The organism is Streptomyces mauvecolor (genome assembly GCF_039532965.1).
Lineage (GTDB): Bacteria > Actinomycetota > Actinomycetes > Streptomycetales > Streptomycetaceae > Streptomyces > Streptomyces violascens.
Map to the genome: position 1 here is coordinate 24,611 of NZ_BAAASQ010000016.1, position 17,374 is coordinate 41,984.

Here is a 17,374-nt window from a genome sequence, read left to right on the forward strand (position 1 = left end):
GGGTGCGGCCATCCGCCCGCACGAGTGGTTTCAGCCCCTCGGATAGCGCAGCAGCCAACTCGCTGTGTTGACGGCCGGGCCGTGCAACGCGGGGCCCTGGGTCATCTCCATCGCGAAGTCGTCGGCGAGTTCGAGGAGGGTGGATCTGCCTTCGAGCTGGGCGAGCCAGGCGGGCGGCAGCGCGGTCTCGCCGTGCATCGCGCCGAGCAGGCTGCCGCAGACGGTGCCGGTGGCGTCCGAGGGCCCGTCGTGGTTGACCGAGAGCAGCAGTCCGTGCCGGATGTCCTCCCCGACCAGCGCGCAGTACACGCCGATCGCAAGCGCCTCGGGGGCGGTGTGCCCGGTGCCGAGGGTGGCGACCAGGCCCGGGCTCGGCATGCCCTGCCGCACCGCGCCGAGCGCGTGCTTGAGCGCCTCGGTGACCGGCTGGTGCCCGGGGCGCACGGCGAGCTGCGCGAGGGCCCGCTGGACGGCGCCGTCCATGGACTCGCCGCGCGCCAGCCCGTGCACGACGACGGCGAGCGCGCCCGCCGAGAGATAGGCCGCCGGGTCGCCGTGGGTCTGCGCCGCGCACTCCACGGCGAGCTGGAGCACCAACTGCGGCTCCCAGCCGACCAGGAGGCCGAAGGGCGCGGACCGGGTCAGCGCGGCCGGGTCGTCGGCACCCGGGTTCTTGGGCTGTTCCAGGGTGCCCATGACGTCGTCGCCGAGCCCGACGAGGCAGGCCTTGGCGGGGTCGCGGCGGGCGTAGAGCCACTCCTCGCGGGCCAGCCAGCCGTTGTCCTCTCGGCGCTCGTCGGGCCCCCAGTCGCGCTGGGTGGCCGCCCACCGCAGATGCGCCCGGTGCACATCGGTGGGCGGGTGCCAGGCGCCGGTGTCGCGGCGCACCTGGGCGCGTATGAGCCCGTCGACGGTGAACAGGGTGAGCTGGGTGGCCGCGCTCACCGCGCCCGGGCGTCCGTACGCGGGGACCAGGTCGCCAAGGGCGTCCATGCCGTGCCGCTCGCGGATCTCGGTCAGGGCGAGCCCCGCGACGCCCGCGCCGAGCGTGTCCCCGATGGCCCCGCCGAGCAGACAGCCCCGTACCCGGCTGCGGAAGTCCTGCTGTTCGGCACGGCCCCAGACGGGTGCGGTGGCTCCGGCTGCTGCGCTCATGCGGCAGCACGGTACCTGAACGGATGCGCCCGTTTAAGAGGGCAAATTGACCGAACCCGGGCAGGGGCGGTCACGAGCTGGTCAGGGTCTGGGGGTGGGGCCCGGCTCCGGCGGGATGCCCGGGTACGCCGGGTCGCCCTCGTCGGCGGGCAGCGGCCCCGGCGGGATGCCCTGGGCCGCCCCTGCCCGCGCGGCCCGCGCCAGGTCCGCGAGGGCCTCCTCCTCACGGCCCTGGGCCCGGTGCAGCCGGGCCCGCTGCTGGTACGCCCACACATAGCCCGGCACCAGGGCCACCGCCCGGTCCAGGTCGGCCAGCGCCTCGGGCACGCGCCCCAGTTCGGCGAGAGCCACCGCGCGGCTGCCGAGCGCCCACGCGTACCCGGGGTCCAGCGCGAGGGCCCGTCCGTACGCGGCGACGGCCTCCTCGTAACGCCCCGCGAACCGGTACACGTCGCCGCGCTCGCCGAGCACCCACGCCCACGACGGCGAGAGCCGCTCGGCGCGGTCGAGGTCGGCGAGCGCGTCCTCGGTGTCGCCGAGCAGGCCCCGCACATGGGCCCGGCGCACCAGCGCCCAGCCGTAGTCGGGGTCGATGAGCAGCGCCCGGTCGAAGTCCTCCAACGCCTCGGCGGGACGGCCGAGTTGGGCCCATGCCTGGCCCCGGCTGCCCAGGATGAGCGCGTCCGCCGGGTCGAGCGCGAGGGCCCGGCCGAGTTCGGCGACGGCCTCCTCGTAGCGGCCCGCGCGCCGGTGGGTCTCGCCGCGCTCGCGGGGTGCGCGCGGGCGGCCCGGCTCCAGCTCTTCGAGCCGGTCGAGGTCGGCGAGGGCGGCCGCGTGGTCGCCGACGGCCCGGTGGGCGACGGCCCGCCCGTGGTGGGCGTCCGCGCAGGACGCGTCCAGCGTGAGCGCGCGACGGTAGTCCGCGAGGGAGTCCTCGTACGCCTCGGTCCTGAAGTAGCCCCAGGCGCGGGCGATGTGCACGGCGACCCGGTCCCCGTCGGTGAGTTCGGGGCGGGCGAGCATCATGCCGAGGACGTCTATGGCGTGGCGCCGCTCGGCGTCCAGCGCCGCGAGGCAGGCGGCGCCCCACTTGCGCAGCGGCTCGCGGTTGGCGTCCTCGCCGGCCTCGGCGATCACCCGCGCCCAGCGCCGCGCGGTGACCGTGCCCTGGCGGCAGGCCTCGATGCCGTCGCGCAGGACGACCCCGAACGCGCCGGCGGGGTCGGCGCACAGCCGGTGGTAGAGCTCTTCGAGGCGCGGCTCGCGCCAGCTCTCGTCGCGCCAGCGCCCGTCCCCTGCCGCGGCCCGCTCCTGGGCGTACCAGGCGGCGAGCCGCTCGTGCCCGGCCCGCCAGCGCTGCGGCGAGGCGGTGCGCTGGAGGCGCTGCATGGGGGCGCGGACGACGTCGTGGTACTTGATGCGGCCACCCTGGTCCCGGACGAACGGGAGCGAGCGCAGCCAGTCGAAGAGCCCGGCCGCGTCCCCGCTGACGGCCGCCCGGAACACGTCCTCGTCGAGCCGGCGCGGCAGCGCGCCTTCGAGCGCGGCGGACCTGCGGACCGGGTCGGGCTCCCACTTCAGGAAGCGTTCCACCGCCGTGGCGCTGGGGTCGCCGATGTCGCCCGGCGTCGCGGGCCGGCTCCCGGCGAGGGTGCTCACCAGCACGGGCAGCCGCCCGGAGAGCCGCAGCACATCGCGTACGACGTCCTCCTCCAGCACCCCTTTGCTCGCGAGGAGTTGGCGGGCCTCCTCCTCCGTGAAGGGGTCGAGCGGAAGGTCGGCCACGTAGTCGGCGGCGGCGGGCCAGTGCAGGGGGTCGGGCCGGCTCTGGCCGGACAGGGTGAGGACCGTGTTGGCGGGCAGCCCGCCGTACCGGTCGGTGGTGACCAGATCGCGCAGCCAGCCGTCGAGGAACGCGCCCGTGCGCTCGTACGTGTCGAAGAAGAGGACCACCCACGGCGCATGGGCGGCCACCCGGCCGAGCTCCTCGACGAACACGGGGGTGAGCACGCGCAGCGGGTCGAGGACGAGCTGCACGTCCTCCTGGCGCCCGAGGCGGGCACTGAGCGCGGCCCTCAACCGCTCGGCGCCCTCGGCGAGTTGGACCGGATCGACGGTGGAGGCGAGCACGCCCACCCCGGGCACGAGGCCCACCCCGGCGAGCCCCGCCCGAGCCGCGACGACCGCCCCCGCCGAGGGCCCCGAACCGGCCCCGGCCCCGGCCGCCTCGGCCTCGTAGCGGCGCTGGCGGTAGGTGGCCAGGATCTTGTCGAGCGCCTTGAGCGGCCACCCCTGCCGGGCGAACCGCGCACTGATCGCGCCGAGGGCCTCCGGCACGCTGTCGACACCCTCGTCGGTGTAGGCGGTCAGCGCCCCGCGCTCCAGGGCGGCCTGCTCCAGCTCCCGCACGAGAAAGGTCTTCCCGACCCCGGCGTTGCCGTGCACACGAAAGACGAACCGGTGCCGCTCATCCTCAACAGGGACATCGAAGTTCCCCTGAAAAACGGCGAGTTCGTCCCGCCGCCCCACGAACCCGGCGCGTTTGCGGCGTCGGATGAGCTCCTGCATCGAAGGCTGCACGCCTCCCATCACTCCCCCCAACCCCCGTCAGCCGAGACCGAGATACTCCCCCGGGTCGACCATATCGGGCAGCGCCGGAGCGCCGTGGGGCCGCAGCCCGTGGAGATAGACGCCGACATGCCGCGCGGCGAGCGCTCCCGCCGCCTCGCGCGGCAGGTGCGGCATGGGCCGGCAGGCCATCGCCGCCGCCCCGACCAGGTCGAACGCCGTGATGTCCGCCCGCAGCACCCCTTCGCCACGCCCCTCGACGAGCACCTCTTCCAACGCGACGAGAATCGCCCGCTGCAGCTTCCGCACGCGGGCGTCGCGCACGACGGGTCCCCCGACGAGCGGCATGACGAGACGCTCCCGCTGCTCGACGACGCGCCGGAAGATCTCGTCCAGCACGGCCTCAGCGCCACCCCCGGCCGCACGAGCCGCCTCGACGACGGCGAGAACCGTCTCGAACCCCTCCAGGGCGACGTCCGTGACGAGCGCGTCCCGGTCGGGGAAGCGCCGGTAGAGCGTCCCGATGCCGACTCCGGCCCGCCGGGCGATGTCGTCGAGGGCGACGGCCGTGCCCTGCTCACGGAACAGCTCCCGGGCCGCGGCCAGGATCTTCTCCCGGTTCCGCCGGGCGTCGGCACGCAGTCCTGTCATGCGGAACATGCTAGGTGCCGCCAGCTAACTGGAGCTTTTCCTCCAGATACGGCGTACGGTGGTGCTGCCAGCCACCGGCACACCAGCCGCAGACCGGAAAGGCACACCCATGCCCTCTGCACCCGAGGACCGCTTCTTCGTACTCAAGCCGGGCGAGACCCGCCCCACCCGCGTCCCGCTGCCACCCGGCTTCGGCGTGAAGGTCACCACCACCGACAGCGAGGGCCGCCTGGCCGTCCTGGAGAACCGCCTGGACGTCGACATCCCGCCCCATGTCCACGACCTGATGGACGAGTTCGTGTACGTACTGGAGGGCGAGATGGAGATCGACTACCGGGGCACGACCCATCGCCTGACCGCGGGCATGTCGGCCCTGCTCCCCCACGGCATCCCCCACGCCATGCGCAACGCCTCCCAGCCCCCGGTCCGCGCCCTCCAGATCTCGACCCCGGGCGGCTGGGACCGCTTCGTGGAGGACATGTTCGAAGCGGGCCCGAAGATCCGCACGGCCGAGGGCGCGATGGACCTGGAGAAGGTCAACGCGCTGGGGGAGAAGTACGGGATGCGGTACACGCGGGGGACGATGGCGCTGGACTGAGCGAACTTGTGCAATTCGGCCGTGGCACACGCCCCTTCAGGGGCGCGGGGAACCGCGCGGCCAGCCCCCATCGGGCCGCAGATGAACCCCGCACCCAGCAGGCCGCGTCAGTCCACCACCGGCAGCAGCTCCGGCAGATGCCCGTCCGACGCGTGGGCCGCGCGCACCCGCTCCTGGGGTACCTCGCCGTACAGCGTCGTGCGCGGGCGGGACGGGCGGCCCGCCGCGTCCGCGATGGCCACCAGGTCCTGGATCGAGCGGTACGAGCCGTAACTGGAGCCCGCCATGCGGGAGATGGTCTCCTCCATCAGCGTGCCGCCCAGGTCGTTCGCGCCCGACCGCAGCATCTCCGCCGCGCCCTCCTGGCCCAGCTTCACCCAGCTGGTCTGGATGTTGGGGATGTGGGGGTGGAGGAGCAGGCGGGCCATGGCCGTGACCGCCCTGTTGTCGCGGGACGTCGGGCCCGGGCGCGCGATGCCCGCCAGGTACACCGGGGCGTTCGTGTGGATGAAGGGGAGCGTCACGAACTCCGTGAAGCCGCCGGTCTCCTGCTGGATGCGGGCCAGCGTCCTGAAGTGGCCCAGCCAGTGGCGGGGCTGGTCGACGTGGCCGTACATCATGGTGGAGGAGGAGCGGATGCCCAGTTCGTGGGCCGTGCGGACGACCTCGATCCAGGTGGCCGTCGGGAGCTTGCCCTTTGTCAGGATCCAGCGGACCTCGTCGTCCAGGATCTCCGCCGCCGTGCCCGGGATCGAGTCCAGGCCGGCCGCCTTCGCCTCGGTCAGCCATTCGCGGATCGACATGCCGGTGCGGGTCGCCCCGTTGACGACCTCCATCGGGGAGAACGCGTGGACGTGCATCCCGGGGACGCGCTCCTTCACCGCCTTCGCGATGTCGAAGTAGGCGGTGCCCGGAAGGTCGGGGTGGATGCCGCCCTGCATGCAGACCTCGACCGCCCCCACGTCCCAGGCCTGTTCGGCCCGGTCCGCGACCTGGGACAGGGACAGCGTGTACGCGTCCGCGTCCGTGCGGCGCTGGGCGAAGGCGCAGAAGCGGCAGCCCGTGTAGCAGACGTTGGTGAAGTTGATGTTCCGCGTGACGATGTACGTCACGTCGTCGCCCACCATCGACGTGCGGACGTCGTCCGCCACCCGGCACAGCGCGTCCAGCGCCTCGCCGTCCGCGTGCAGCAGCGCGAGCGCCTCCGCATCGGTCAGCTTCGTCGGGTCGTCGGCGGCGACCGCGAGCGCCTGGCGTACGTCCGCGTCGATGCGGGACGGCACCATGCCCGGGGCCGCCGCCTCGCGCAGCGCACCCCAGTCTCCGTACACCGAGTCGAAGTCCTCGCGGCGGTCGCCGGTGCGGCCCTCGGTGTCGATGGTGCGGTGGAGGTCGGTACGGCCACTGGCGGTGAAGCCCTCGTCGGGCTCCTGCCACGGCAGGCCGCGCACCTCGGCCGACTCGTCGGCCAGGCCCGTCTCCGGGTCCGCGAGCGCGCGGACGTGCGGCAGCAGGCGCGGGTCCAGCCACGGCTCGCCGCGCTGCACGAACTCCGGGTAGATGCACAGCCGTTCACGCAGCGCGAAGCCCGCCTCCCGCGAGCGGTCCGCCAGCTCGTCGATCTGCGGCCACGGGCGCTCGGGATTCACATGGTCGATGGTGACCGGGGACACCCCGCCCCAGTCGTCGATCCCCGCGCCGATCAGCCGCCCGTACTCGCCCGCGACCAGGTTCGGCGGTGCCTGAAGACAGGCGGCCGGGCCCATGATGTGCCGGGCGACGGCGACCGTCGCCACCAGGTCGTCGAGCTCGGCGTCCGGCATGCCGCGCATCGCCGTGTCCGGCTTGGCGCGGAAGTTCTGGATGATCAGTTCCTGGATGCCGTGGTACGAGCGCGAGACGCGGCGCAGCGCGAACAGCGACTCCGCGCGCTCCTCGTACGTCTCGCCGATGCCTATGAGCAGCCCGCTGGTGAACGGCACCGAAGAGCGCCCCGCGTCCTCCAGCACCCGCAGCCGCACGGCCGGTTCCTTGTCCGGGGAGCCGTAGTGCGGGCCGCCCGGCTCGGACCAAAGCCGGGTCGCGGTCGTCTCCAGCATCATGCCCATGGACGGGGCGACCGGCTTCAGGCGCTGGAAGTCCGTCCACGACAGGACGCCCGGGTTGAGGTGCGGGAGCAGCCCCGTCTCCTCCAGGATGCGGATCGCCATGGCGCGTACGTAGGCGATGGTGTCGTCGTAGCCGTGCGCGTCGAGCCACTCGCGGGCCTCGGGCCAGCGGTCCTCGGGCTTGTCGCCCAGCGTGATGAGGGCTTCCTTGCAGCCCAGTTCGGCGCCCTTGCGCGCGATGTCAAGGACCTCGTCGGGGGACATGAACATCCCGTGCCCGGCCCGGCGCAGCTTGCCGGGCACGGTGACGAAGGTGCAGTAGTGGCACTTGTCCCGGCACAGCCGGGTGAGCGGGATGAACACGCTCTTGGAGTACGTGATGATCCCGGGCCGGCCCGCCGCATCGAGGCCGGCGTCGCGGACCCGGGCGGCCGAGGCCGTGAGGTCGTCGAGGTCGTCGCCGCGGGCCTGGAGCAGCACGGCGGCCTCGGCGACGTCGAGCGCGACGCCGTCCCTGGCGCGTTTCAGCGCACGCCGCATCGAGTTGGCGGTCGGTGCGGCGGACTGCGGTGAGGCAGGGCCCGGTCCTTCTGCCTGCGGGGGCTGCGCGCTGGAAGTCATCCACCGAGCATACGAGCGTGCGCTCGCCCGGGGACCGTGGGCATCGTCACCAGCCCCCCGAGATCAAGCCGCCGCACATTTCCGGCCGTTCTGCACCAAAGGGCATCGCTACGCAGCGCGCCCGCCCCGATACTGGGGGTCGCTCCGGGCCCGAGCGGCGACACCCGTGCAAGTCGACGACGACGAACAGGGATGGAACCGACGTGACTTCAAAGGGTTCAAAGGGAACGCAACCGGCCGCCGTGGTGAGCCTCTACCCGGAGCTGGACGAAGGTGCGCTCGTACAGGTCGTGCAGGCGCTGCGCACCGGCGACACCTCGAAGCTCGCCCCCGCCCGGGCGGCCGAGGTGGCCGAGACACGGGAGACGGCGACCTTCCTGGACGGCGTGAAAGTGCCGGTCGGGGAGGGCGTCGAACTCGACGCCGCGTTATGGCTGCACAACGGCGAGGGGCCGCACCCGCTGATCGTGATGCCCTCGCCGTGGGCCAAGCAGGGCTGGACCGTCTACACCGTGCAGGCGATGCGCTTCGCCCGCAGCGGCTACCACGTCCTCGCCTACACGACGCGGGGCTTCGGCGAGTCCGGCGGCGAGGTCGAGGTGGCCGGCGAGAAGGACATCGCGGACGGCATCAAGGCCCTGGACCACCTCATCTCCCAGGCCGGCGGCCCGGATTCGGTCGGGAAAATCGGCTTCCTCGGCGACTCGTACGGCTCCGGCATCAGCCAGCTGGTCGCCGCCGAGGACCCCCGCGTGCACGCCGTGGTCGCGCTCAGCACCTGGGGCGACCTGGGCGAGGCGTTCTACGAGAACGGCACGCGTCACGTGGCCTCGGTCCGGACGCTGCTCGGCGCCGCCGCCACGGCCCGGCTCAGCGCGCGCACCCAGAAGGCCTTCGACGACGTCCTGGCCAACGAGAACGTCGAGGAGACGCTGGAGTGGGCGGCCGAGCGCTCGCCCTACCACCGCGTCGACAAGCTGAATGAGCGTCGGGTTCCGGTGCTCTTCGCACAGGCCTGGCACGAGACGCTGTTCCCGGGCAACCAGACGCTGAAGATGTTCAACGCGCTGAGCGGCCCCAAGCGGCTGCTCTGGTCGATCGGCGACCACTCGGGCCCCGAGATGACCGGCATGGTGGGCCTTCCCAACCGGATCTGGCACGAGGCGCACCGCTGGTTCGACCGCCATCTGCGCGAAGTGAACGGGGACGAGGCCGCGGCCGCGGCGTTCGACTCCGAGTCCGGCGCCGAGGACCAGATCGTCAGCGAGATCATGTGGGGCCGGGCCCTGGAGTCGCGGGCGACCTGGCACGCGGCGACCGGCAACCCCGAGCGCTTCTACCTCACCGGCCCCTCCGAGGGTGCCAAGGACGGCGGGCTCCTGGACAAGCCCACCAACGGCTGGCACACCACGTTCGCCACCGGCACCGACACCCCGGCCACCGTCGCGGACCGGATCATCTTCACCGGGTACGCCGAACTGGCTGGGCTCCCCAAGGCGTATCTGACGGGGAAGATCGACCGTGCCGCGGCCGGGGTGTGGACGAGCGCGCCCCTGCCCTCCCGCCACCAGCTGCGCGGCGTGCCGAGGCTGCGCCTGACGGTCGCGCCGAGCGCGCCGGACACGACCTTCGTGGCGTACCTCTTCGACGTGAACGCGCTCGGCGTGGCCCGCATCATCACGCACGCGCCGTACACGCTGCTCGGCGGCACCCCGAAGACGCCGGCCACGGTCGACATCGCGCTCCAGGTCACCGGGTACGACGTGAAGGCCGGCCACCGCCTGATGCTCGTCGTGGACTCGGTGGACCCGTTCTACGACGAGCCCAACGGGGCCCCCGGCACGATCACGATCACCTCGCCCGACGAGGACCCGTCGTACCTGGAGATCCCGCTGAGCTGAGCCAGTCCGAGCGACCGGGGGCGGCTCTTCCCCAAGCTCCTGAAGGGAGCAGGGGAGACCCCAATGGCCGCCCCCACTTCCCGCCTACAGATACGAGGCGTACTCGTCCAGAACCTTGAGCACCCCGGTCTCGTCGGCGGGCGGCAGCTGGAGGACGACCTCCTCGATGCCGAGCTCGGCGTAGTGGGCGAGCTTGCCGGGGGCCGGGAGCACGGCGTACGGCACGATCTGGAGGTCCCGCACGTCGCGCCCGGCGTCCTCCCACGCCCGGCGGAGCACCGGCAGCGACTCGGTGAGACCGCGCCCGCCGATGGGCAGCCAGCCGTCCGCGTACTCGGCGACGGCCGCGAACAGCTTGGGCCCGGCGGCCCCGCCGACGAGCGTGCGGGGCGCGCCGTTGCGGGCGGGCTTGGGGAAGGCGTACGAGGCCTTCACGGACCCGAACTCGCCCTTGTACGAGGTGGGTTGATCTGCCCACAGCGCACGCATCAGCGCCATCCGGTCGCGGACGAGTTCGCGCCGGGTCGCCCAGGCGACGCCGTGGTCGGCGGCCTCCTCCTTGTTCCAGCCGTAGCCGAGCCCGAGCGTGAAGCGGCCGCCGGAGAGGTGGTCGAGGGTGGCGATCTGCTTGGCGAGGTCGATCGGGTCGCGCTGGGCGACGAGCGTGATCCCGGTGCCGAGGTGGAGGTTCTCGGTCACCGCCGAGGCCTGGCCGAGCGCGACGAACGGGTCCAGGGTGCGCCCGTACTCCGGCGGCAGCTCACCGCCCGCCGGGTAGGGGGTGGCCCGCTCCACGGGGATGTGGGTGTGCTCGGGCAGGTAGAGCCCGGAGAACCCGCGTTCCTCCAGCTCGCGGGCGAGGCGTACGGGGGTGATCGTCTGGTCGGTCAGGAAGATGGTGACGGCGATGCGCATCGGCATACCTTCCGGTCGGTCTGCGGTGGGGATCACTTCCTATCCTCAGCGGGACGAGCCCGCAAGGGACGCCCGCGGCCGATGCCCGGCCGAATCGGCCACGGGCCCTCAACTCCCCGACTCCCTGCGTTCACACGTGGGTACGAGAGTGGGCAGGCGCCCGGCTGAAGGACAGCCGCCCCTCGGAAACACCTCGACCCATTTCCCGGCTCATCCCCCAACCTCTTGGGAGCTCAGCTCATGACCGAGAACGGATCCGGATCCATCGGCAGACGAGGTCTCATCGTGACGGGCGCGGCGACCGCGCTTACCTTGGGAACCGTGAGCTTCGCGAACGCGGCACCCGGCGGCGGCGCGGGCGGCCGCCCCGACGAGACCCGGGTGGTACGCGGCACGCTGCCGCCCGGCTCCCCCGACTTCGTGTATCTGCCGGTCGAAGTCCCGCACGGCGTACGGGAGTTGGCGGTCTCGTACACGTACGAGAAGGTGACGGTGCCGGCCGGCACGCAGGGCAATGCCCTGGACATCGGCATCTTCGACGAGCGGGGCACGGGGCTCGGCGGGGCCGGGTTCAGGGGCTGGTCGGGCGGGGCGCGCACGGAGTTCTTCATCCGGGCGGACGACGCGACGCCGGGCTATCTGCGCGGCCCGGTGCGCGCGGGGACCTGGCATGTCGCGCTCGGCCCGTACACGGTGGCGCCGCAGGGCCTGCCGTACACGGTGACGGTCACGCTGAAGTACGGCGAGCCCGGGACGACGCCGGCGCCGGTCTACCCGCCGACGCGGGCCAAGGGGCGGGGCCGGGCCTGGTACCGGGGCGACTGCCACATGCACTCGGTGCACTCGGACGGCGGCCGCACCCCGGCCCAGATGGCGGCGCTCGCGCGGGCGGCCGGCCTGGACTTCATCAACACCTCCGAGCACAACACGAATGCGGCACACCGGGCGTGGCAGGGCCTGTGGGGCGACGATCTCCTGATCATGACGGGCGAGGAGATCACGACGCGCAACGGCCACGTGGTGGCCCTGGGTACCGACCCGGGCACCTTCGTCGACTGGCGCTACCGGGCCCGGGACAACCGTTTCGGCCACTTCGCGCGCGAGGTCCGCGCGGCGGGCGGCATCGTGGTCCCGGCCCACCCGCACGCCACGTGCGTCGGCTGCGGCTGGAAGTTCGGCTTCGGCGAGGCGGACGCGGTGGAGGTGTGGAACGGCCCGTACACCCCGGACGACGAGGTGACTCTCCAGGAGTGGGACAACTCCCTTACGGTGTCGGCACGTTCGGGCCGGGCCTGGACCCCAGCGATGGGCAACAGCGACGCCCACCGCGACCCGGACCGCATCGGCGGCCCCCAGACGGTGGTCCTTGCCGACGACCTCAGCCGAGAGGCGATCCAGGCGGGCCTGAAGGCGGGCCACTCGTACGTGGCGGAGTCGGCGCAGGTGTCCCTGTCCTTCTCGGTGTCCGGCGGCCACGGCCAGCACGCGGGCATCGGTGAACGCCTGCGGGCGGACGCCGCCGAGCCGGTGACGGCCCGCCTGGAAGTGACGGGCGCGCCGGGCTGCTCGGCATCCTTCGTGACGGACCAGGGCACCCTGTACACGACCCGGCTCCCCGCCTCGGGCACGGGCACGGCGACCTGGCAGACGACCCCCCAGTACGCGACGTACATCCGGGCCGAGGTCCGCCACGCCCCGGTCGTCCAGGGGCTCCCGGGACCGCTGACGGCGTTCACGAATCCGGTGTTCCTGGACGGCCGGTAACCCGACGTGACCCCGCGGCCGTGCTTATCGTTGTACTGCGCGGCTGCCTGTGACCACACACGCGGCGGGGAAGGAGTGCCACAGTGACTGCTGTCGACGACAGGATCAAGATGGCCAACCAGAGCAACGAGCTCACCCTCGACACCATGTTCGAGCTGATTGAGCAGATGCGCGTCCCCGAGGGATACAAGGTCGAGGTCGTCGAGGGGGCCATCTACATGTCGCCGCAGCGGGACACTCACTGGGACATCACGGCAAACATCATCGAACAGCTCCGGGCCAAATATCCCCGCCAGCGCCTCAAGTCCGACGTCCGCATCGACTTCCCTGGGCGGCTCAACGGGTTCGCTACGGATGTGACGGCCCTGGCCGTCGGTGCCGAGAAGGACGCGAAGGGGCACTGGCGCTACCAGGACATCGAGTTCGTCGCCGAGGTCATCTCCAGGGACACCGCAGCCAACGACTATGGCTCGAAGAAGGAGACGTACGCCAAGGCCGATGTTCCCGTCTACCTGATCGTCGACCCCTATTCCAGCGAGTGGCACCTCCACACCCTGCCGAGGGACGGCAAGTACCGCAGCGAACTCACCCTCGACTTCGGCGCACCCATCGACCTCGAAGGAACCGTCGTCGGCCTCACCCTCCAGACCGACGACTTCGCCCGCGACTGAGCCTCGCCGTACCCTCGCCCCATGACCAGCAGCACTCCCCAGTCCGTCGACCGCGCGCTCGCGATCCTCGATGCCGTGGCGGACGCGCCCGGGCCGGTGGGGGCCAAGGAGCTCGCCCGGGGGCTCGGCTGTTCGCTGTCGACCGTGTACCACCTGCTCGGGCCGCTCACCGCGCGCGGGCACCTCACCCGGACCGCCGAGGGGTACGCGCCGGGGCCCCGGGTGCCCGCGCTGCACCGGTCCTTCCAGCGGCATCTGCGTCTCGCCCCCGGCGTCGGTGAGCTGCTCGGGCGGCTGCGCCGGGCCACCGGCGCCGAGGCGTACTACACGGCGTACCGCGGCGGGCTGATCACCGTGGTCGACAGCACCGCCCCCGTAGCCGACACCGCCAACCCCTTCACGCCCGGGCCCGAGATCCGCGCCCACGCCACCGCGCACGGCAAGGCGCTGCTCGCCGGGCTCCCCCGGCCGGTGCGCCGGCGCTACCTGGACGAGCACGGGATGGCCAGGTTCACCGACCGTACGATCACGGCCGCCGACCGGTTCGAGGCGGAGCTCACCCGGGTCCGCGGGCAGGGGTTCGCCGTGTCCATGGGGGAGGCGGATCCGGCGTACACCTGTCTCGCGGTCGCGCTTCCCGGTCCGCGCGGGGACGGCAGTGTGCATGCCCTGTCGGTGTCGCTCGCCACCACCGATTTCCGCAGGCGGCACCGCGCGATCCGGGGTGCCGTGGCCCGGGCGGCCGCCGAGCTGGTGCCGGGGGCCTGAGAGGCCCGGCCGCGACGGGTTCCGGCCCGGATTCCGAAGGAGCCGGAATCCGCCGCCGCCCCGCTTGCACCGGCTCCGTCCGCCCCGCACCGTGAAGGCATGATCTTCATCGCCGTACGGTTCACCGTCCGCCCCGAGCACGCCGACAACTGGCTCACCATCGTCGACGACTTCACGCGCGCCACCCGCGCCGAGCCGGGCAACCTGTTCTACGACTGGTCCCGCAGCGTGGACGACCCCACCCAGTACACCCTCCTCGAAGCCTTCGCCGACGCGGCCGCGGGTGCGGCACACGTCGACTCCGACCACTTCCGCGCGGGCATGGAGTCGATGGCCGGCGCCATCGCCGCCACCCCCGAGATCATCAACGTCGAGGTGCCCGGCCAGGGGTGGAACAAGATGGCCGAGCTGTCCCCGAAGTAGGCGCTAGCCCGGCCAGACGATCGCCTGGAGTTCGCTGTACGCGTGCAGGGCGTACGAGCCGACGTCCCGGCCCACCCCGCTCTTCTTGAAGCCGCCGAACGGCGCCTCCATGTTGCGGCCGATCGTGTTCACGCCGACCCCGCCCGCGCGCAGCTGCCGCGCGACGCGGAAGGCGCGGGCCACGTCCCCGGACCAGACGTAGTCGAGCAGGCCGTACTCGCTGTCGTTGGCCAGCGCGATGCCCTCGTCCTCGTCGTCGAAGGGGACGACCACGACGACCGGGCCGAAGATCTCCTCGCGGGCCACCCGCATGTCGTTGGTGCAGTCCGCGAGGAGGGTGGGGGCGACATAGAAACCCCGCTCCATGGCCGGGCGTTCGCCGCCCGCCACCACCGTGGCCCCCTCCTTCCTGCCCAGCTCCACGTACGACTCGATACGGTCCCGGTGGGCGGCCGAGATCACCGGGCCGACCACCGTGTCCCGGGCCGTCGGATCGCCGACCTTCATGAAGCCCGCGTACCCCTTGAGCTTCTCGATCAGCCGGTCGTGGACGCCTCGCTGCACCAGGACGCGGGTCGGCGCGGTGCAGATCTGGCCGCTGTAGAAGGCGAAGGTCGTGCCGATGCCCTGGACCGCCGAGTCGAGGTCGGCGTCGTCGAAGACGAGCGCCGCGCCCTTGCCGCCCAGCTCCATCAGCTGCCGCTTCATGTCGCGGCCGCACACTTCGGCGATGCGCTGCCCGACGGCGGTGGAGCCGGTGAAGCTGACCATGTCCACGTCCGGTGAGTCGACGGCCGCCTCGCCGACCGCGGGCGCGGACCCGGTGACGACGTTCACCACCCCGCGCGGCACCCCCGCCTCCTGAAGCGCCTCGGCCATCTTGAACACCGACAGCGGATCCTGCGGGGCGGGCTTCACCACCACCGTGTTGCCCATGGCGAGCGCGGGCGCGACCTTGCCCGCCGGGTTGGCCCAGGGGTTGTTGTACGAGGTGATGCAGGTGACCACGCCGACCGGCTGCCGCACGGCGAGCGCCCCGAAGACCCCCGCCTTGCCCATGGGCCCGGCCTCGTTGATCTGCGGTACGAGCGCCTCCTCGACCGGCTCCAGGGCGCCCTTCGCGTACCGGCGGAACCGGGAGACCCCGACGCCCACCTGCATGCCGCGCGCGGTGGCGCTGGTGGCACCGGTCTCGGCGCGGGCGAGTTCGGCGTTCGGGGCGAAGTCGCGCTGCATGAGGTCGGCGGCCCGGTCGAGGATCGCGGCCCGCTCCTCGGGGCGCGTGCGCGACCAGGATGCGAAGGCTTCGCGCGCGGCGGCCGCCGCCCGGTACACCTGCTCGCGACTGGCCTCGGGCGCGAGCCCGACGACGTCCTCGGTCGCGGGGTCGAGCACGGGATAGTGCCCGCCGTCGGGCTCGACCCACTCGCCACCGATGAACAACTGCCGTTCGCCGTCGCTCATTTCGTGCTCACCGTCCTGGTGTCGCGGCCCGAGCGGAGCACCGTGCCGGGCACGGCCCCGGTCACCCGGTCGTCGCGGAGGGTCTCGATGCCGTTGACCCGGACCGAGACGATGCCGATCGCCTTGGAGTCGAGCCGGGGGCTGTCGCCGGGCAGGTCGTGTACGAGGGTGGCGGGCCCGGCCTCGATGCGTTCGGGGTCGAACAGGACGAGGTCGGCGTGGAAGCCCTCCTCGATCCGGCCGCGCTCACGCAGCCCGAACAGGCGGGCGGGATCGTCGGTGAGCATCTTCACGGCCCGCTCCAGGGGGACGAGTTTGCGGCCGCGCAGGCAGTCCCCGAGGAAGCGCGTCGTGTACGGGGCGCCGCACATCCGGTCGAGGTGCGCGCCCGCGTCGGACCCGCCGAGCAGCACGTCCTCGTGCTCCCACGTCTCGCGGCGCAGCGCCCAGGTGGCGGGGTCGTTGTCGGTCGGCATGGGCCAAAGGACCGTACGCAGCCGGTCGTTGGCGCAGATCTCGACGAGGCAGTGGAACGGGTCGAGCCCGCGCTCTGCGGCGATGTCGCCGACGACCCGGCCGGAGAGGCCCTCGTTCTCGGGGCTGTAGGTGTCGCCGATGACGTACCGCCCGAAGTTGGCGAGGCGGCGGAAGATGCCGGCCTCCTTGCTGTCGGCGCGGCGCAGCATCTCGGCGCGTACGTCCGCGTCGCGCAGGCGCTCGATGCGTTCGGGGACGGGCAGGCCGAGGATCTCGCCCCAGCCGGGGATGAGATTGAGGGCGCAGAAGGTGCCGAGCGACATGTTCATGGGCGTGAGGATCGGCATGGTCAGCGCGACGATCCGGCCACCGGCCTTGCGGGCGCGCTCACTCGGGACGAGCTGACGGGGTACGCGTTCGGGTACGGCGGCGTCGATGGTGAGGACGTTCCAGTTGAGCGGACGCCCGGCGGCGGCGCTCATGTCGACGAGCAGATCGATCTCTTCGTCCGCGAACTGGTCCAGGCACCCGGCGACGATGGCTTCCAGCTGCGTACCCTCGTGCTCCCCAACCGCCCTGCTGAGAGCGAGCAGTTCGGCGGGCAGCGCGTGCCGCGAGGCCACGGGCTTGCCGTCGCCGTCGGAGTGGGTGGAGGACTGGGTGGTGGAGAGCCCCCAGGCCCCGGCGTCCATGGCGTCGTGGAGCAGGGCGAGCATGGCGTCGAGCTGCTCGGGGCTCGGCTGCCCGCCGACGGCGTCCGGACCCATGACGTGGCGGCGCAGGGCGCAGTGGCCGACCATGAATCCGGCGTTGACGGCGATGCGCCCGTCAAGGGCGGAGAGATAGTCGCCGAACGATTCCCATCCCCAACTCACGCCTTCCTCAAGGGCCTTGAGGGACATGCCCTCGACCTTGGACATCATGCGGCGGGTGTAGTCGGCGTCCTCGGGGCGGTCGGGGTGGAGCGGGGCGAGGGTGAATCCGCAGTTGCCTCCGGCGACAGTGGTGACGCCGTGGTTCATGGACGGGGTGGCGTACGGATCCCAGAAGAGCTGGGCGTCGTAGTGGGTGTGCGGGTCGACGAACCCGGGGGCGAGTACGAGCCCGGTGGCGTCCTCGGTGCCGGCGGCGGGCTCTTGGATGGTGCCGGGGTCCGCGATGACGGCGATCCGGCCGCCCCTGATGCCGACGTCGGCGGGCCGGGCGGGGGCGCCGGTGCCGTCCACGAGGGTGGCGCCCTTGATCAGGTGGTCGAGCATGGGGTCCCTTTCTTCGGTACGGCGGCTTTGC

General features: G+C 72.6%; 13 protein-coding genes. 6 read left to right on the forward strand and 7 right to left on the reverse strand.

What is annotated here, in order from left to right; translation table 11 throughout:
• Positions 1-30: 30 nt before the first annotated feature.
• The 3 genes from ABD346_RS21375 to ABD346_RS21385 form a co-directional block, all read right to left on the reverse strand.
• Positions 31-1,155, reverse strand: a complete 1,125-nt coding sequence (locus ABD346_RS21375) for an ADP-ribosylglycohydrolase family protein (protein ID WP_344376881.1) — start codon at positions 1,153-1,155, stop codon at positions 31-33.
• 81 nt (positions 1,156-1,236) lie between these two features.
• Entirely contained in the window at positions 1,237-3,723 is a 2,487-nt protein-coding gene (locus ABD346_RS21380) for a tetratricopeptide repeat protein (protein ID WP_344376883.1), read from the reverse strand.
• A gap of 39 nt (positions 3,724-3,762) precedes the next feature.
• Complete coding sequence (locus ABD346_RS21385; RefSeq protein WP_344376884.1) at positions 3,763-4,374, reverse strand: TetR/AcrR family transcriptional regulator; 612 nt, start codon at positions 4,372-4,374, stop codon at positions 3,763-3,765.
• Between the two features lie 109 nt (positions 4,375-4,483).
• Here ABD346_RS21385 and ABD346_RS21390 point away from each other — a divergent pair, with 109 nt between their 5' ends.
• Positions 4,484-4,972 carry a cupin domain-containing protein gene (locus tag ABD346_RS21390; RefSeq protein WP_344376886.1) on the forward strand — a complete coding sequence of 163 codons (489 nt, stop codon included), beginning with the start codon at positions 4,484-4,486 and terminating at the stop codon, positions 4,970-4,972.
• A 107-nt stretch (positions 4,973-5,079) separates the two neighbouring features.
• On the opposite strand, the gene ABD346_RS21395 is transcribed toward ABD346_RS21390, so the two are convergent.
• A complete protein-coding gene (locus tag ABD346_RS21395) occupies positions 5,080-7,701 on the reverse strand; it encodes a bifunctional FO biosynthesis protein CofGH (protein WP_344376888.1) in 2,622 nt (873 codons plus the stop codon).
• 242 nt (positions 7,702-7,943) lie between these two features.
• On the opposite strand from ABD346_RS21395, the gene ABD346_RS21400 reads away from it, so the two are divergent.
• Positions 7,944-9,602, forward strand: coding sequence for a CocE/NonD family hydrolase (locus tag ABD346_RS21400; RefSeq protein ID WP_344376890.1), 1,659 nt, complete (start codon positions 7,944-7,946; stop codon positions 9,600-9,602).
• Between the two features lie 84 nt (positions 9,603-9,686).
• Here ABD346_RS21400 and ABD346_RS21405 read toward each other — a convergent pair whose 3' ends face one another.
• Positions 9,687-10,517, reverse strand: coding sequence for a TIGR03619 family F420-dependent LLM class oxidoreductase (locus tag ABD346_RS21405; RefSeq protein WP_344376891.1), 831 nt, complete (start codon positions 10,515-10,517; stop codon positions 9,687-9,689).
• A gap of 240 nt (positions 10,518-10,757) precedes the next feature.
• On the opposite strand from ABD346_RS21405, the gene ABD346_RS21410 reads away from it, so the two are divergent.
• From ABD346_RS21410 to ABD346_RS21425, 4 genes are all read left to right on the forward strand, one after another.
• Positions 10,758-12,281, forward strand: coding sequence for a CehA/McbA family metallohydrolase (locus ABD346_RS21410; protein ID WP_344376893.1), 1,524 nt, complete (start codon positions 10,758-10,760; stop codon positions 12,279-12,281).
• 83 nt (positions 12,282-12,364) lie between these two features.
• Positions 12,365-12,952 (forward strand): Uma2 family endonuclease, encoded by a 588-nt coding sequence (locus ABD346_RS21415; RefSeq protein ID WP_344376894.1) that lies wholly within the window; start codon positions 12,365-12,367, stop codon positions 12,950-12,952.
• Positions 12,953-12,973: 21 nt separating this feature from the next.
• A complete protein-coding gene (locus ABD346_RS21420) occupies positions 12,974-13,720 on the forward strand; it encodes an IclR family transcriptional regulator (RefSeq protein WP_344376895.1) in 747 nt (248 codons plus the stop codon).
• Positions 13,721-13,819: 99 nt separating this feature from the next.
• On the forward strand, positions 13,820-14,143 hold the full coding sequence (locus tag ABD346_RS21425; protein WP_344376897.1) for a putative quinol monooxygenase: 324 nt from the start codon (positions 13,820-13,822) through the stop codon (positions 14,141-14,143).
• Positions 14,144-14,146: 3 nt separating this feature from the next.
• On the opposite strand, the gene ABD346_RS21430 is transcribed toward ABD346_RS21425, so the two are convergent.
• Together ABD346_RS21430 and ABD346_RS21435 are read right to left on the reverse strand one after the other, a co-directional pair.
• Positions 14,147-15,607, reverse strand: a complete 1,461-nt coding sequence (locus ABD346_RS21430) for an aldehyde dehydrogenase family protein (RefSeq protein WP_344376899.1) — start codon at positions 15,605-15,607, stop codon at positions 14,147-14,149.
• A complete protein-coding gene (locus ABD346_RS21435; protein ID WP_344376901.1) occupies positions 15,604-17,343 on the reverse strand; it encodes an N-acyl-D-amino-acid deacylase family protein in 1,740 nt (579 codons plus the stop codon). Before ABD346_RS21435 ends, ABD346_RS21430 begins: the two co-directional genes overlap by 4 nt.
• Positions 17,344-17,374 lie beyond the last annotated feature (31 nt).

Coding starts and splice junctions, on each gene's coding strand:
- ABD346_RS21375 (WP_344376881.1), bottom strand. CDS start 1,155: ATGAGCGCAGCAGCCGGAGCCACCGCACCCGTCTGGGGCCGTGCCGAA.
- ABD346_RS21380 (WP_344376883.1), bottom strand. CDS start 3,723: ATGCAGGAGCTCATCCGACGCCGCAAACGCGCCGGGTTCGTGGGGCGG.
- ABD346_RS21385 (WP_344376884.1), bottom strand. CDS start 4,374: ATGACAGGACTGCGTGCCGACGCCCGGCGGAACCGGGAGAAGATCCTG.
- ABD346_RS21390 (WP_344376886.1), top strand. CDS start 4,484: ATGCCCTCTGCACCCGAGGACCGCTTCTTCGTACTCAAGCCGGGCGAG.
- ABD346_RS21395 (WP_344376888.1), bottom strand. CDS start 7,701: ATGACTTCCAGCGCGCAGCCCCCGCAGGCAGAAGGACCGGGCCCTGCC.
- ABD346_RS21405 (WP_344376891.1), bottom strand. CDS start 10,517: ATGCGCATCGCCGTCACCATCTTCCTGACCGACCAGACGATCACCCCC.
- ABD346_RS21410 (WP_344376893.1), top strand. CDS start 10,758: ATGACCGAGAACGGATCCGGATCCATCGGCAGACGAGGTCTCATCGTG.
- ABD346_RS21420 (WP_344376895.1), top strand. CDS start 12,974: ATGACCAGCAGCACTCCCCAGTCCGTCGACCGCGCGCTCGCGATCCTC.
- ABD346_RS21425 (WP_344376897.1), top strand. CDS start 13,820: ATGATCTTCATCGCCGTACGGTTCACCGTCCGCCCCGAGCACGCCGAC.
- ABD346_RS21430 (WP_344376899.1), bottom strand. CDS start 15,607: ATGAGCGACGGCGAACGGCAGTTGTTCATCGGTGGCGAGTGGGTCGAG.
- ABD346_RS21435 (WP_344376901.1), bottom strand. CDS start 17,343: ATGCTCGACCACCTGATCAAGGGCGCCACCCTCGTGGACGGCACCGGC.